The sequence below is a fragment of the Nonomuraea sp. NPDC050394 genome (assembly GCF_044459065.1).
Taxonomy (GTDB): domain Bacteria; phylum Actinomycetota; class Actinomycetes; order Streptosporangiales; family Streptosporangiaceae; genus Nonomuraea.
The window spans coordinates 1-14,146 of the sequence record NZ_JBITIO010000026.1 but is presented as its reverse complement, the minus strand read 5'-3'; the positions used below and the strand labels follow the sequence as shown (position 1 = coordinate 14,146).

Sequence of the window (14,146 nt, the reverse complement as noted above, 5' to 3'; positions counted from 1 at the left end):
GGGATGACGCGTCCCAACAGGTGAGGTCACGGCCGTTAGGTGACCTGGCTCCCGGGATCTGGGTCCCGGATACAGTGGCGCGTCCGCACCGGCATCTCACCGGATTTCCCCTGACAGCCGTGAAATCTACCGGAACGTATCCTTTCCTCCGGTTCTCGTCAACAGTCACGTGATCTTCGAGAGATCGATGATCACGTGGTCGCCGTTGAGCGGATAGTCCACGAACCGGCCGTCGCCGGGGCCCAGCTGGATCACGGGCATCCCGCCATCGTCGCCGGGTCGCATGCCGATGTCTCCGGTCCGCCCCGTGGCCAGGTCGAGCAACGCCTGACCGCCGCCGGCCCGGTCGAATTGCACCGTCATGAACCGGTCGTCGGCGAGTCCGAGCAGAGGGGCCTCGGGCAGGTCGCGTTCCTGAGTGCCGTCGCGCAGCCGCATGAAGGCGGTCCGGTCCGGCCTGACGCCGACACAGGTGAGCACGCCGCACCGCACCTGGGTCTCGCCCGCGCGCACGACCGCCCTGCTCGTCTCGCCGGTCTCGGCGTTGACGATCTCCTCGTAGCTGGTCTCGCCGTTGGGTGTGTACTCGCTCGGCGTTCCCACCCACGGCCAGCTCAGGATGTGGTGCCGCTCGGCCCCCCGCACCGCCTCCACCTTCCCGCCCCCGAAGGGGATGGTGGAGACGCCGCCGCCGTCCATCACGGAGAACGCCAGCCGGTCACCGGCCACCGCCATCGCGTCGACCCGGCCGGGCACCGTGGCCAGGCGCTCCGTGCCCCCGCCTGCGAGCGGGACCGACCAGAGTCCGGTGCCGCCGTCCTCGATCGTGCTCCAGAAGACCCGGTCCGTGCTGATCGTCCAGGTGTCGGCGTAGACGCCCTTCGGCGTGCGGATGTCGGTGATCTTCCGGCTCGTCCGCGCCTCCAGGTCGTAGGCGTAGATCGCGTTGGCCTTCTCGTGGCTCTCCCACGTCTCGAACAGCACGGACCGGCCGTCGATCAGCTTCAGCGGGCGGATCTTCGCACCGCCGCGCAGCTTGCCGGGGATCTTCGTGACAGCCGCCGGCCACACCTTCTCCACCGGCTCGGCCTCGGTGATCCGCGACGGGGTGGGGGTCGGGCGGACCGCGGGGATCGGGTGCTGCCGGGGTTCGCCGCGCAGCGCCACCGCGGCCCCTCCGGCGATCACCACGACCGCGACCGCCGCCATCAGCGCGTTCGCGCGGATCCTGCGGCGCCTGGACCGGTTCGCGATGTGCGCGGGCAGTCCTTGCGGGGCGTGGGGCGCGCGCTCGGCGGCGTGTCCGAGGGCGCTGCGCAGCTCCTCTTCCAGAGTCATCGGGCGCTCCCGTTCGTGGCGGAGGGGCGGTCGATCGCCGAGCGGAGCTTGCTCAGCCCGAGCGAGGCATGGCTGCGGACCGTCCCCTGGGAGATGCCGAGCACCCCGGCGATCTCGGCGTCGGTCAGCTGCTCGTAGTAGCGCAGGACGAGCACGGCGCGCTGTTTCTTGGGCAGCCCTTCGAGCGCCCGCCAGAGTCCCTGCTCGGACTCCGAGGGCAGAACGTCCTCGTGCGAGGTCTCCGGCAGGTCCCAGCCGAGCCGTTCGCGCCGCCGTAACCGCCAGGCGCTGATGTGCAGCCTCGCCATGGTCACCCGCACGTAGCTCTCCGGGTCGCGTTTGCCGCGCACCCGCGACCAGGCCCGGTGCAGCCTGATCAGCGCCTCCTGGGTCAGGTCGGCCGCGTCGTGCGGGTTGCCGCTGAGCACGTATCCATAACGCAGGAGCGCGTCGGCGCGCTCGGCGACGAACGCCGCGAAGTCGTCCACCCTGGCTCACCCTTCCTCGGTCCATCACATCCCAGACGCACGGAGGCCGGATTCTGTTGAATGTGAGGTGAAACGCTTTACCTACTAGTTCAGTTGCCATTGCCGGTGTCACGATCTACGTTGGGCCGAATGACAGACGAGCTGGACCGGATGTTCGCCGAGTTCCACGGGGAGATCGCCCAACTCCAGGGACTCCAGCAAGAGATCGAGCAGGTACGCGGCCGGGGTGAGGCCGCCGAGGGCCGGGTCGTCGCCGAGGCCACCATGACCGGCGCCCTGGCCGGGCTCACCATCGACCCCCGCGCCATGCGGCTCGGCTCCGACGAACTGGCCGCCGCCGTCCTCCAGGCCGCCGCCGCTGCCGCCCGCGACGCCGGCGACCAGGCCAGGGCGCTGGCCGAGCCGTTCACTCCCGACGTGCTGCGATGAAGATCAACCCCACCCGCGCCTCCATCTACGGCTTCGGCGCCCTCGGCATCACCGCCTTCGTCTTCCAGATGCTCGCGGTCGACTACCCGGAAGGCGATCCCGACCGCGCCCGCCAGGCCCGCGACACCTGGCTACGGCTGGCCGAACGCGTGGAGCGGAGCTCCGGCAACACCTACCCCGCCGCCGAGTCGGTCTGGCGGCGCAACAGCGGCGAAGGAGTGGACGCGTTCAAGCGGACCGTCACCGCCGGCCTGTACCCGATGCCGCCGGCCCTCGGCTACCCGGGCAAGCTGGCCGCCGCCTGCCGCGCGAACGCAGAGGCCTGCGACGACTTCGCGGAGATCGTCGAGACCATACGGCACGCCTACTGGACCATGGCGCTGGCCAACCTCGCCAGCTTCATCTTCATCACCACGTTCCCGTGGCAGGCGGGGGCGGCGTACCAGATCACGCAGTTCCTCATGCGCAGGGCGCAGGCGAAGCTGCTGTCGAAGCTCCTGGAGCACGCGGTCGCGCGGGTCGTGCTGGCCAAGCTGACCGAGTACTCGATCGGCAGCGCCTTCTTCGCCATCGGCGACGTGAGCGTGGTCGCCGGGGTCAAGGCGGCGCGCGGCGAGGACCCGGGCTCGCTCGGCGACAACGCCCGGCAGGCGCTCAAGGAGTTCGCCGCCTCGGTGGCCTTCTACGGCGCCTTCGACGCGGCCATGCCCGCGGCCAGGGCCGCGACCAAGAACCTCGACCTGCAGTACTTCATCGGCCGCATGGCCGGCGGCTCCGTCGGCTACGGCCCCAGCTACGACGCCATGAACGGCCAGGGCGGCGAGGACCTGATCCCGACCTGGAAGGAAACGCTGGGCAGGATGCTCCTCTACTTCACGATGGCCCACAAACCCGCGGGGTGAGCAGGATGGAGATCGACCGCGCCCGGCTGCGCGCCGTCGCCGAGGCTTACGACACCGAGCGCCGCGACCTGGCCGACCACGTACGGCGGGCCGCCGCGGAACTGACCGCCATCGGCGCCTTCTGGGGCGGCACCCAGGAGGGCGTCACGTTCTTCAAGGGCGAGGGCGGCGCCCGCGGCTACGAGGCCCACACCGACCAGATCGCCAAGGGCCTCGTCCACCTGGACGAGGCCCACGAACAGCTCGCCGAGCGCCTGCGCCTCATGGGCGACCTCGTCCGGGTCGCCAACTGGGACAGCATCGCCGACCTCCTGTCCAAGCTCCCCGAGCCGGACGAGAACCCCGAGATCTGGGGCTCACCCACTGAGCCCGAGTAGGAACGCCGCCGGGACGGCCGCGACGGTGAGCGCCACCGCCCACCACCGCGGCGCCGGGCCGGCCTGCCTCAGCACGCTCACCCCGAGCGGCGCCATGGCCACGACCAGGCCGGCGACGGCGAGCAGGGAGGGCAGGTCCGTGCTGCCCTTGAGCACGCCGAGCGGAAGCCCGGTGGCCAGCGCGAGCGCGACGCAGCGGGCCACGCCGGCCGCGCCGGGGCCGAACGCCTTGGCGCGGAAGGCACCGATCGCCAGCACGATCCAGCCCGCCATGATGACGACGTTGACCGCCTTGAAGACGTGGAAGGCCCCGTAGGTGTCTGCCACGGCCGTCCGCGCGGCCTCCAGCCCGAGCGCGTCGACCATCCGGAACGCCAGGTGGCTGACCCCGGCATGGAAGACCCGTCCGAACAGTCCGAGCACCACCAGCGTCACGCCCCACCGCCCCCAGCCGGGATGCGTGGCGGAGATCCGCCGGGCCAGCGCGACCGCGGCCGGCCACAGGAGCACGAGCCCGGCGGCGAACAGGCTGTAGGACAGGAGCATCGTGCCCGGCTGCCGGGCATAGGCGGCGAGCTGGCCGGGGAAGAAGTCGTCCTGGCCGATCCGGGTCAGCAACCCGGCGAGGAGCAGGAGCGGGCCGAGCAGCAGCCCGGCCGCCTCGACCCAGGGACCGGGGAGAGAGTGTGTCCGCGTCATGTCGATCATTCAATCGGCGCAGGTCAGCGGGCACATTGGCACAGAGGCGAGTATTGCGGGTACACCTAGCACTACCCCCCTGGCCGGTCGTTGGGGGGTAGATGGGGCACTGGTTCGCCCGGGAGATCGTCGACGCGGGGAAGCTCCGGCTGTTCTGCTTCTTCGTGCTGTTCCTGCTCACGTTCCTGTTCATCAGGTTCAGCGTCCGGATGATCAGGAAGCAGGTGCGGTGGTGGCCGGGGAACGTCACCCCGGGCGGGACGCACATCCACCACGTGGTGTTCGGGCTGGTGTTCATGTGCCTCGGCGGGATCGGCGGGCTGGCCGTACAGGATGGGAGCTCTCCGCCCGCGGGGGTGACCGCGGCGGTGTTCGGCGTGGGGGCGGCGCTCGTGCTCGACGAGTTCGCGCTGGTACTGCATCTGCAGGACGTCTACTGGACCGAACAGGGGCGGCTGTCGGTGGACACGGTGTTCATGGCGCTGGCGTTGTGCGGGCTCGGACTGCTCGGGATCAGCCCGCTGGAGGTCGACGAACTGTTCACCGGCGAGGACCTGATCAACGGCGGGCTCGTCGTGGCGGCGAACATCCTGTTCGCGGTGCTCAGCCTGAGCAAGGGCAAGATCTGGACTGGGCTGATCGGGGTCTACCTCACCCCGCTCGCGCTGGTCGGCGCCATCCGGCTGGCCAGGCCGGGCTCGCCGTGGGCGCGCTGGCGATACCGGGAGGGATCGCGCAAACTGCGGCGGGCCGAGTGGCGCGAGCACAGGATCCGGGAGCCGATCGAACGCTTCAAACACACGGTCCAGGACGCGATCGCCGGCCGCCCCACCCCGTAGCTGAGCTCGTACGGCTCCGCCGTACATTGGACGTCGCCCCTGATGACGGACCGCGAAAGAGTGACCGATGAACGACGATGACCTGCTCGCGGCCCGGTTCGAGTCGCATCGCCCGCACCTGCGGGCCGTGGCCTACCGCATGCTGGGCTCGCTCGGCGAGGCCGAGGACGCGGTCCAGGAGGCGTGGTTCCGGCTCAGCCGGACCGACGTGAGCGACGTTGGGAACCTCGCCGGCTGGCTCACCACCGTCACCGGGCGAATCTGCCTCGACATGCTGCGCTCACGCGAGTCCCGGCGCGAGGATCCCATCGGCGAACGGTTGCCCGACCCGATCGTGAGCGTCGGCGACCACGTGGACCCGGAGCACGAGGCCCTGCTGGCCGATTCGGTCGGGCTGGCGCTGCTCGTGGTGCTCGACACGCTGGCACCCGCGGAGCGGCTGGCGTTCGTGCTGCATGACATGTTCAGCGTGCCGTTCGAGGAGATCGCGACGATCGTCGAACGCTCCCCCGCCACCACCAGGCAACTCGCCAGCCGGGCCCGCCGCCGGGTCCAGGGCGCCCGTGTCGCTCCCGACCCCGACCTGGCCCGGCAGCGCGAGGTCGTCGCCGCGTTCCTTTCCGCCGCGCGCGACGGCGACTTCGGGGCGCTGGTCTCCGTGCTCGACCCGGACGTGGTGCTGCGCGTCGAGGGCGCCGACGTGCCGATCGGCACGCTGCGGGTGATCCGCGGGGCCGCCGAGGTGGCCGGCCAGGCGATGACGTTCCGCACGATGGCGGACCGCTACGTGCCGGTGCTGGTCAACGGGGCCGTGGGCATGATGTCCGCGCCGAACGGCAAGCCCAAGATCGTCGCCGCGGTCACCGTCTCCGGCGGGAAGATCGTGGCCATGGACATCCTCGCCAGCCCCGAGCGCCTGCGCCGGCTCGCCTTTTCGCCCGCGCCGTCCCGCGACCCCGCCTCGTCGCCCGGCGGCCAGGGCCAGGGCTGACCGAGGCTGTGGTCGCGACCAGGACCGACGTTGACCCCGGCTCTTCGCCCGGCGGCCAGGGCCGGGGTTGACTGAGGCTGTGGTCGCGACCAGGGCCGACGTTGACCCCGGCTGCCAGCCTCGCGGCCGGGGAGGACGTACGATCAGCGGGTGACCGAAAAGACCGAAACCGTACCTGGCTGGCTGGCTCCCGAAGAGCTGGAGTCGATTCGCGGACGCATGCCGATCCTCTACATCGACGCCGTCCCCGTGCGAGTCGACGAGACCGGTGTCGTGACCCACGTCGGCCTCCTGCTGCGCATCAGCTCCGACGGCGAGGTCAGCCGGGCGCTGGTCTCCGGCCGGGTCCGGCACCACGAGCGGGTCCGCGACGCGCTGATGCGGCACCTGGAAAAGGATCTCGGGCCGGTGGCGCTGCCGAACATCCCGATCTCGCCACAGCCGTTCACGGTCGCGGAGTACTTCCCGACGCCGGGCGTCACGCCGTACCACGACCCGAGGCAGCACGCGGTCTCGCTGGCCTACATCGTCCCGGTGTCCGGTGACTGCCGCCCGCGACAGGACGCGCTCGACCTCGTCTGGTTCACCCCCGAGGAGGCGTCGTCCCCGATGGTGCAGCAGGAGATGGCCGGCGGGCAGGGCGTGCTGCTCAAGCAGGCACTAGCACATGTGGGACGCTTGACCTGATTTGTAAGCGACGCGTCACTCTGTGCTCAACTCGGAGTCACGTTCGCCTGTCAAGCTCGGTCACATGCGACGACTGGGCTTCATCATCGTGACCGCGTTGACGACCCTGACGACCCTGACGCCGGCGGTCTCCGCCGCCGTCGCCGCCGACCCCACCAACGTCGCCCACCGGGGCGCCTCGGCGGACGCCCCAGAAAACACCCTCGCCGCCTTCAAGCTCGCCGGCCGGCAGGGCGCCGACATGTTCGAGCTCGACGTCCGCGAGACCAAGGACCATCAGCTCGTCCTCCTGCACGACCCCACGCTCACCAGGACCACCGACGTCGAAAGCGTCTTCCCCGACCGCGCGCCGTGGCCGCTGAGCGCCTTCACCCTGGATGAGATCCGCAGACTCGACGCGGGCTCGTGGTTCGGCTCCGGTCACTCCGGCGAACGCGTCCCGACCCTGGGCGAGACCCTGAGCGTCATGAAGGGCCGCGGCATGGGCCTGCTCCTGGAGATCAAGGACCCGGACCAGTACCCCGGCATCGAGCGCCGGGTCGCCGCCGAACTCCGCAAGAACTCCTGGTGGCTGCGGCCCGGCCGCCTGGTCGTCCAGTCCTTCGACTGGCGCTCGATGCGTACCTTCCACCACAGAATGCCGCGCATCCCGGTAGGTCTCCTCGGCGCCCCCGAGGTAAGCCAGCTCCGCACCCTGTCGCGCTACGCCACCCAGATCAACCCGCCCTACCAGTACGTCACCCGGGCCTACGTCAACCGCATCCACAGGCTGGGGATGAAGGTCTTCACCTGGACCGTCAACGACCGCGCCGAGTGGCGCCGCCTGGCCTCCCAAGGCGTCGACGGCATCATCACCGACCGGCCCGGCATGGCGTCACTCACTCCTTGACCGGAATCCGCCGCGCCCGCATGATCTCCGCGCCCTCTCTCCGCCACACCTCCCCTTCCTCGGTACGGCCCAGCCGCCGATAGACCTGCCCGAGCACGATGGCGATCCCGCCCCGGGTGAGCTCGTCATCGTGCGCCTGGCCGGCGGCCGCCTCCAGCGCCTGAGCCGCCTCCTGGTTCCGCCCGGCGGCGGCCAGCGCCCGTCCTCGCTGATAGGTCAGCAGGGCCTTGCCCCGTGCGTCCCCCAGCACTTCAAAGGCCTGAACGCCCTCGTCGAAACGCTCGGCCGCGGCGTCGGGGTTGCCCCGGGCCAGTTCGAGCAGCCCCCGCGTCTCGATCATCACCGCCCGCACCTCAGCCGCCTTCCGCGCGCCACCCCCACCCTCACTCCCAACACCCCCGGCGCTCCCGGCGCTCCCGGCGCTCCTGAGGGTCGCGGCGTTTTCTGTGCTTTTGTCCCCAGAGCCTTCGCCCTCTCCGCTCCCGAGCCTCCCGCCTTCCGCGCTTGCTGGCCCGGGGTTCTCCGTTCCGGTGCGCGTCGGCTCAGGCGCCTTGGCCGCCTCGACGGCCCGCTCCACCCCGGCAGCCGCCTTGTCCAGTTCGGCCTCGGCGGCCGAGAAGTCCGACAGCTCGATCAACGCCCTGGCCGTCTGATCACGCATGCGCGCCTCAGCCGCCCAGTCACCGAGCCGGTGCGCGGACAGGGTCCCGAGTCTGCTGGTCTCCAGCCAGTCGGCGTAGTGCTTGCGGTTGGCATAGAGCGCCCACATGGCTTCGGCGCTCCGCCGTACCAGCTCATCCCACCCCGCGGTGGAGGCCTGCCGCAGCAACGCCAGCAGATTCCCCCGCTCACTCTCCAGCCAGTCCAGCGCCTCACCGGGACCGTCGAACACCCCCGGCTCCCCGGGGCGATCCAGCACCAGGCAGTGAGCCGCGGTGACCATGCGCGAATACCAGGCCACCGCCCGCCGCAAAGCCTCATCCCGCTCGGCCGCCGGCTCCCCTTCGGCAGCGTGCGCCGCATGCCCCCGAACCAGCTCATGCAGCCGATACCGCTCCGGCAGCGTCTCCACCACCAGGTACGTCTCCAGCAGCGCCCCGATCAACGGCCGCACCTCACCACCCGCGAGCGCGCCGGCCAGAGCAGCGGTGAAATCGCTCCCAGGCAACAGCCCCAGCAGCCGGTAAAGGCGCGCCGCGTCGGGCGGCAGTCCGCGATACGCGGTCTCGAACACCGCTTCCACAACGGGTTCCCTTCCGCGGCGAACCGGCCGGGGCGTTGCGGACCCCGATGGTCGCCACGGAAGAAGTCTCGCGTTCACCCACAGCAAGAGCAAGACCGCTTGAATAGACCATGAATTCCCACCCCGGATCGAGAGGTCAACGCCATGATCCGCGTCGCCACCCTGAACGTCTGGGGCAGACAGGGCCCCTGGCCGTCCCGCCTGGCCCTGATCCGCCGGGAACTGACCGACCTCAGCCCCGACGTCATAGGCCTCCAGGAAGTCTGGCGTCACGAGGGCCGCTGTCAGGCAGAAGAAATAGCCGGCGACCTGGGCTACGAAATCGCCTACGCCCCCGCCTTCACCGCCGAAGACGGCCGCGTCCAGGGCAACGCCATCCTGACCCGCCTCCCCATCCGCGACCAGCACCACGTCCCCCTCCCCGTGGCCGGCCACGAACCACGAGCCCTCCTCTACGTCCAGGCCGGCGACCTCCCCGTCTACGTCACCCACCTGAACTGGCAGCCCGGCCACAGCGCCATCCGGCAGGAGCAGGCCCGCTTCATCACCGCCCACATGACCGGTTCCCCCGCGGTCCTGCTGGGCGACTTCAACGCCACCCCGGACTCCCCGGAAATCCAATACCTGAGCGAGTGTTTCACCGACGCGTGGACCACCACCGGCGACGGCACCGCCGGTGACACGTTCTCCCGCACCAACGCCTTCGTCAGCCAGTACGACGACGAGCCCACGAGACGCCTGGACTACATCTTCACCAGCGCTCACCCGATCCGGACCTGGCTGACCTTCACCACCCCGCAAGACAACATCTGGCCCTCAGACCACTACGGCCTGGCCTGCGACCTGACCCTCCCGGAACCCGACCCCTTAGGACCTCAGTCGAGGTTGTTGCGCTGACGAACTAGGTTCGCGATGGCCAAAATCTTCGGCCGCCCAGTTGCCTTGAAGGAGAGCCCGTGCCGGAATATCTCAGGGATCCAGTATTGATCTTCCTCGCGGAAAACGACGCCATTGGCGGCAAGAATCTCCAGGTTCTCATTGGACAGTCCCACCGCTTCAGGGCTGAATGGAATTCGCTTTTGCTCCACACCTAGAGCGTCAAGGTGCTTGAGAAGCTCTCCGACCTGCGGACTTTCATCGCCAATTGCCTGGATCTTCTCCCGACTGCATTGCACCAGGGCTTTCCTCATCGCGGCGGGCGCGAGCAAGCGGTCTGTCGAGCGAGTGTCTGCAACCGACAAGGCAGCCGACTCTTTGAGGAAGGTAACAATATCGCGGGCCTGAATCTGACCATTGAAATCTGACAGCGCAGCAAGGAACCAGCCGTCCGATCGCGCTTCACGCGAGCGCAGTGATCCCATTTTCTCTCCCCACACGGGAAGAAGCCATTCACTGAGCCGCTGATCTTTGGCCGAGACCACCTCGTCTGAGGTCAACCCCGGGAGAGCGTTCGAGCGTTGCGTCACCCAGAGGGCAAGCCTGAGAGCTTCGGCCGGGTTCCACTTGAGTTCATACTCGCTGTATCGAGCGAAAAACTGTCCATAATTCTGCTTGATAGCCGCCTGAACCAGATCACGCCGAACAAAGATCACCAGTCCGAGTGGCCGACCACGCAGACTCCTCAACCAGTCAATGCAGTCGATCAATAGAACTCGGAGTGCCTGGACCTGGGCACTGTCATCGGAGAAATCTTGAAGGAGATCCTCGAGTCCGTCTATGAGAAAGATTCTCCTGTTAAAACGACCGAATTCAGCCAGCTTCTCCTCAACGTCTATGGGGCTGGTCCTGATCCCTATGGCGCGCGCCATGCACGTGAGCCAAACCTGCCTCCATTGTAGATCTGTCAGCTCCGAACGGAGAGACTCATCGATGACATCACGGAGGTCAAGCTGGCTATATGATTCCGAGTCAGTTGACACTGAAGCGCTGTGTTGAATTTCTTCAACTCGTTGCCTGGTGGCGTCATTGAGGTTCTTGGAGACGAAGACTGGCGCCAACAAGGCGTCTAGAGCTACTTTTTCAACGCCCACGTCACGTGCGTACGTCCGCCAGGTTCTACGGAAACACATCTGTATCTGGGTAAAGGTTTTCCCGGAACCTTTCGCGCCTGCCACCACACACAGCGGCGGCTCCGTCCGATGTGACGTCAGCAGATTTCGGAGCGACTCCGTTGGCAGAAAGGCAGTATCATCCGCTGTCTCGGCATAAACCAGTCGTCGAGCGAAATCACTCAGGGCCTCACGGAGAGGCACGAGGTTATCCTGCAGGTTGACACGGAGCGACTCTACAGCATGCGATTCATCGGAAAGAGTCGAACTCTTCGAAGGAGCAAGGCCTTCAGCCAATGACGCAAGCATCCCTTCAAGTTGATGACGTCGAGTAAGCTCCACAACTTCCTCCCAAGAGGACGGCAGAGCTAGAAGCCCGTCTTGAAAGGCGCTAAAGATTGGCTCCAGTTTGAGGTCGCCATCGACGGTCCGGTCCTCATTGTCCTCTGGACGCGGTTCGAGTGTCTCTGCGATGGCATCTCGAAGCATTGCAGCAGCCTTGGCTGCCTGGTCGCGGTGTCCCTGTTCTCTGAACTGAGTTACGATAGCAATGCTCGATGGATCGTCAGCTCGGCTCGGGGCTCTTCGGCCGAGCTCCTGAATAGTGCGAATCGAACCATATAGCGATTGGTTGCTAATGGTGGTGACGAAGATGCGCTGAACTCGCGGATCCAGCAACACCGGAGCCGCAAGTTCGCTGCTTCCCGCACGGAGATCGATCAGAACCGACCGCGCATCCAGATGGCATGCAAGTTCGGCAATGGATTCTGTTAGAAAGTAGATAGACCGGTCGGGGGTTAGGAGATCGGTGGGCTCAAGTCGAGACGGTGCTATGTCGTGCAGGGAACGACGGGTAGGCATGATGATCACGTTGTCCAGCGTCTGGTTCAACAGATAGGTCGCACCCAATGACACTGCATCTGACGGACGGCCATCCTCGGAGGAGTGCAGAAGTGCGAGGAAGTCTTCGTAGCTGAAGTCAACGCGCCGGCCCCGAGATGCGAACATCCAGGTGATTCCCGGCGCTTCGAGGTCAGCGTCAATAAGAAGCACTCGCTCACCACGCCGCGCAATGGCGTCTGCAAGAGCCACACCGTGCAGGGTACGTCCCACCCCACCTTTGAAAGAGTGCAGCGCGGCGATCCGCACGTTGCCGGGGAACGACAGATCGGGAGGAGGCAAGGGTTGACCGAGGGCACGAACGATGCGCCGCTCACGCCACCGGGGCTCCCGCCGTGGAATATCGGGGTCTCGGTGAGAAACCATGATCGGGAGTAGTCTTGTGGCAGCGCGTCCAGGGACATCGTCGAGACGAAGCGCATTGATCTGCTCATGGAGCACAACCGAGCCGACACCAAACCGCTCGCTCAGCCAAGACAAGGCGGCTTCCGATGATGCCTGCGGATCAATCCTGAGTTCGAGGCCGTCCCAGAAGGCATCGCACTCGTGGAGCCAAGCAGGCCATTGGTTCTGCGTCGCGAGCATCGCCAAGTGGGCGTCCACGTCCATCCAGGTGTAGAGACGCTCCGGTACTTTGGTCCACAGGTCTGGCATGATCATGCCCTCAATTCTTGCCGACACCAGTCCAGCAGGTCACGTAGCACCGCGAGAGCCTCTTGCTCGTGCTCCTTGCGAAGGGTGTGCCCGTAACGCCACGCCTGATGCAGGTCGCGGAACTCGACCTGTACCTTTGCCATGTTGTGGCTCGCACAGTGTTGCATTCGTGCGCATAGATGGGGAGGCAGCCGCAACTCCTTAGCAAGTTTCTGCAAGTCATGGCTTCTGAGATGTTCGGGAAGCTGAGCCGTCGAGCGTAGGTTGAGACGACCTAGGAGAGCCGCCTTTAGGCCGCACTCAGCGCCATAGAAAAGAAGCACTGCTGCTGGAGAGCCTTCTGAAAGAAGTTCAGCCGCCTGCTGGTGGGCGCAGGAACTCGCAAAAAGTTGGCGTCTGCCGACATCCACGGGCACGTTGCGTAATCTATCGAGACTGGCCGTGTCCAGCAGGCGCTCCACTGAAGATGCAGCAACTGATCTGCCGAGACTGACCGCTTTAGCACTCCATATGAGTCCAAACATAGCCAAATCGGCCACCGGCGGGCACCTTCCCCTGGCGTTGGCCTGTGATGACCGCCTTCCAACTGCCGATCCCCGGTCGATGAGAAGGCGAACGGTTCAAGTTCGCTGAACGCCTGCCATCGGCGATGGCTAGCGCGATCACGATAGGCGGAGCACTGTTGCCCCGGGCGGGCTCCAACCGGCCAACCACCCAACTGGGCCTCAGGCACCGCCCCCCGCCTGTCCGCTTTTACCTGACCCGCCAAAGAGCTCACCAGCCTCGCACATCCGCAGTTCTTTGAAGCACCTTGATGCGTGCGGCCTCGTGTGCGCGAGAAGCGGTGTTCGCGGAGCTTGCAGATTCAACTGCCTTGCGTACGGCTCACTGAGCAGAAGTCCCCGCTCCGCCAAGGCTGGCGTAGAGGACGGTCGGATCCTGACCGCCCTGGCTGAGCGGTAGAACCCTCGTCCACCTCAGAGTCGAAAGAGCTCGGGTGGGCTTGGCATACGTACCGTTTGGCCAGCGCAGCGTGACATTACGGAGAGTGGTGGATCTGCTGCGAAGGGTGAAGTCTGGTGAGGTCCATCCCCACGACAGAAGGGAAACCTCATGCGCCAGATCCCCCTCATGCTGGTGGCCGCCGCCGCGACGCTCGCGTTCGTCGGCACCGGGCCCGCCTTCGCCGCACCAGGCGTCGTGTTCCTCCACTCGCCGAGCGGCGAGCAAAAGGCCGTCGAGAACCCTCAGCCCCACGAGTGTCACGTAGGTACCGGTCCCGGCTCACTGGTGCGCAATGCCACCGAGGGCACCATCCTGGTCTTCCCCGACTCCGCGTGCCGGACCAGGATCTTCAATCCGGTCGCGCCCGGCGAGGTCCGGGTGGACAACGTCGGCAGCTTCATGGCACTTGACTGACCGATGACACCGGATCAGGCGGCCACGGTGAGGGCGGCCGCCTGATTCGAGTGGGATCCAACCACCCGACCGGGCAACGAGCAGCCCCGGGCAGAGCGCGTGGAGCGGAGCACCCTGGCTCCGGGCGCGACCCCAACCGTCCAACCACCTAGATCGTTGATGTGAAATCAGTGATCGTAGGAGGTTAGGGATCGCTTTACCGGAGCGCCGGTGTTCCAGTTGTGCCAGATGGCGGCGTTGAGT

The 14,146-nt window shown here is 67.0% G+C and carries 15 protein-coding genes and 1 riboswitch; of the genes, 9 read left to right on the top strand and 6 right to left on the bottom strand.

Going from position 1 to position 14,146, the window contains the following annotated elements; all coding sequences use genetic code 11:
• Window positions 1-16: 16 nt before the first annotated feature.
• A riboswitch (cobalamin riboswitch) is annotated at window positions 17-154 on the bottom strand.
• Between the two features lie 11 nt (window positions 155-165).
• Together ACIBKY_RS51675 and ACIBKY_RS51670 are read right to left on the bottom strand one after the other, a co-directional pair.
• Window positions 166-1,338, bottom strand: coding sequence for a TolB family protein (locus ACIBKY_RS51675; RefSeq protein ID WP_397109481.1), 1,173 nt, complete (start codon window positions 1,336-1,338; stop codon window positions 166-168).
• A complete protein-coding gene (locus ACIBKY_RS51670; protein WP_397109479.1) occupies window positions 1,335-1,826 on the bottom strand; it encodes a SigE family RNA polymerase sigma factor in 492 nt (163 codons plus the stop codon). The genes ACIBKY_RS51675 and ACIBKY_RS51670 overlap by 4 nt, the downstream gene beginning before the upstream one ends.
• A gap of 129 nt (window positions 1,827-1,955) precedes the next feature.
• Here ACIBKY_RS51670 and ACIBKY_RS51665 point away from each other — a divergent pair, with 129 nt between their 5' ends.
• From ACIBKY_RS51665 to ACIBKY_RS51655, 3 genes are read left to right on the top strand one after another with little or no spacing between them, the layout of a single operon-like run.
• Window positions 1,956-2,255 (top strand): YbaB/EbfC family nucleoid-associated protein, encoded by a 300-nt coding sequence (locus ACIBKY_RS51665; protein WP_397109477.1) that lies wholly within the window; start codon window positions 1,956-1,958, stop codon window positions 2,253-2,255.
• On the top strand, window positions 2,252-3,157 hold the full coding sequence (locus tag ACIBKY_RS51660) for a hypothetical protein (RefSeq protein ID WP_397109475.1): 906 nt from the start codon (window positions 2,252-2,254) through the stop codon (window positions 3,155-3,157). The genes ACIBKY_RS51665 and ACIBKY_RS51660 overlap by 4 nt, the downstream gene beginning before the upstream one ends.
• A 5-nt stretch (window positions 3,158-3,162) precedes the next feature.
• Window positions 3,163-3,534 (top strand): hypothetical protein, encoded by a 372-nt coding sequence (locus tag ACIBKY_RS51655; RefSeq protein ID WP_397109473.1) that lies wholly within the window; start codon window positions 3,163-3,165, stop codon window positions 3,532-3,534.
• On the opposite strand, the gene ACIBKY_RS51650 is transcribed toward ACIBKY_RS51655, so the two are convergent.
• Window positions 3,514-4,233, bottom strand: a complete 720-nt coding sequence (locus ACIBKY_RS51650; RefSeq protein WP_397109471.1) for a hypothetical protein — start codon at window positions 4,231-4,233, stop codon at window positions 3,514-3,516. The two genes, ACIBKY_RS51655 and ACIBKY_RS51650, sit on opposite strands and share 21 nt — an antisense overlap.
• 101 nt (window positions 4,234-4,334) lie before the next feature.
• Here ACIBKY_RS51650 and ACIBKY_RS51645 point away from each other — a divergent pair, with 101 nt between their 5' ends.
• The 4 genes from ACIBKY_RS51645 to ACIBKY_RS51630 all read left to right on the top strand — a co-directional run bounded on the left by ACIBKY_RS51645 (window position 4,335) and on the right by ACIBKY_RS51630 (window position 7,639).
• The gene (locus tag ACIBKY_RS51645; RefSeq protein WP_397109469.1) at window positions 4,335-5,072 is read left to right on the top strand and encodes a hypothetical protein; all 738 of its coding nucleotides are present in this window, start codon (window positions 4,335-4,337) and stop codon (window positions 5,070-5,072) included.
• Between the two features lie 67 nt (window positions 5,073-5,139).
• Window positions 5,140-6,063: a sigma-70 family RNA polymerase sigma factor gene (locus tag ACIBKY_RS51640; protein ID WP_397109467.1), complete on the top strand. Its 924-nt coding sequence runs from the start codon at window positions 5,140-5,142 to the stop codon at window positions 6,061-6,063.
• 150 nt (window positions 6,064-6,213) lie between these two features.
• Window positions 6,214-6,750 carry an NUDIX hydrolase family protein gene (locus ACIBKY_RS51635; RefSeq protein ID WP_184971135.1) on the top strand — a complete coding sequence of 179 codons (537 nt, stop codon included), beginning with the start codon at window positions 6,214-6,216 and terminating at the stop codon, window positions 6,748-6,750.
• Window positions 6,751-6,814: 64 nt separating this feature from the next.
• A complete protein-coding gene (locus ACIBKY_RS51630) occupies window positions 6,815-7,639 on the top strand; it encodes a glycerophosphodiester phosphodiesterase (RefSeq protein WP_397109465.1) in 825 nt (274 codons plus the stop codon).
• On the opposite strand, the gene ACIBKY_RS51625 is transcribed toward ACIBKY_RS51630, so the two are convergent.
• Entirely contained in the window at window positions 7,629-8,882 is a 1,254-nt protein-coding gene (locus ACIBKY_RS51625) for a hypothetical protein (RefSeq protein WP_397109463.1), read from the bottom strand. The genes ACIBKY_RS51630 and ACIBKY_RS51625 overlap by 11 nt on opposite strands.
• A gap of 144 nt (window positions 8,883-9,026) precedes the next feature.
• On the opposite strand from ACIBKY_RS51625, the gene ACIBKY_RS51620 reads away from it, so the two are divergent.
• Window positions 9,027-9,779, top strand: coding sequence for an endonuclease/exonuclease/phosphatase family protein (locus tag ACIBKY_RS51620; RefSeq protein ID WP_397109461.1), 753 nt, complete (start codon window positions 9,027-9,029; stop codon window positions 9,777-9,779).
• Here the strand turns inward: ACIBKY_RS51620 and ACIBKY_RS51615 are convergent.
• Both ACIBKY_RS51615 and ACIBKY_RS51610 read right to left on the bottom strand, forming a co-directional pair.
• Entirely contained in the window at window positions 9,758-12,490 is a 2,733-nt protein-coding gene (locus ACIBKY_RS51615) for a KGGVGR-motif variant AAA ATPase (protein ID WP_397109459.1), read from the bottom strand. The two genes, ACIBKY_RS51620 and ACIBKY_RS51615, sit on opposite strands and share 22 nt — an antisense overlap.
• On the bottom strand, window positions 12,487-13,023 hold the full coding sequence (locus ACIBKY_RS51610; RefSeq protein ID WP_397109457.1) for a hypothetical protein: 537 nt from the start codon (window positions 13,021-13,023) through the stop codon (window positions 12,487-12,489). The genes ACIBKY_RS51615 and ACIBKY_RS51610 overlap by 4 nt, the downstream gene beginning before the upstream one ends.
• Before the next feature lie 574 nt (window positions 13,024-13,597).
• Between ACIBKY_RS51610 and ACIBKY_RS51605 the strand changes: the two genes are divergently transcribed.
• Window positions 13,598-13,903, top strand: coding sequence for a hypothetical protein (locus tag ACIBKY_RS51605; RefSeq protein WP_397109455.1), 306 nt, complete (start codon window positions 13,598-13,600; stop codon window positions 13,901-13,903).
• The last annotated feature ends 243 nt before the right edge of the window (window positions 13,904-14,146 follow it).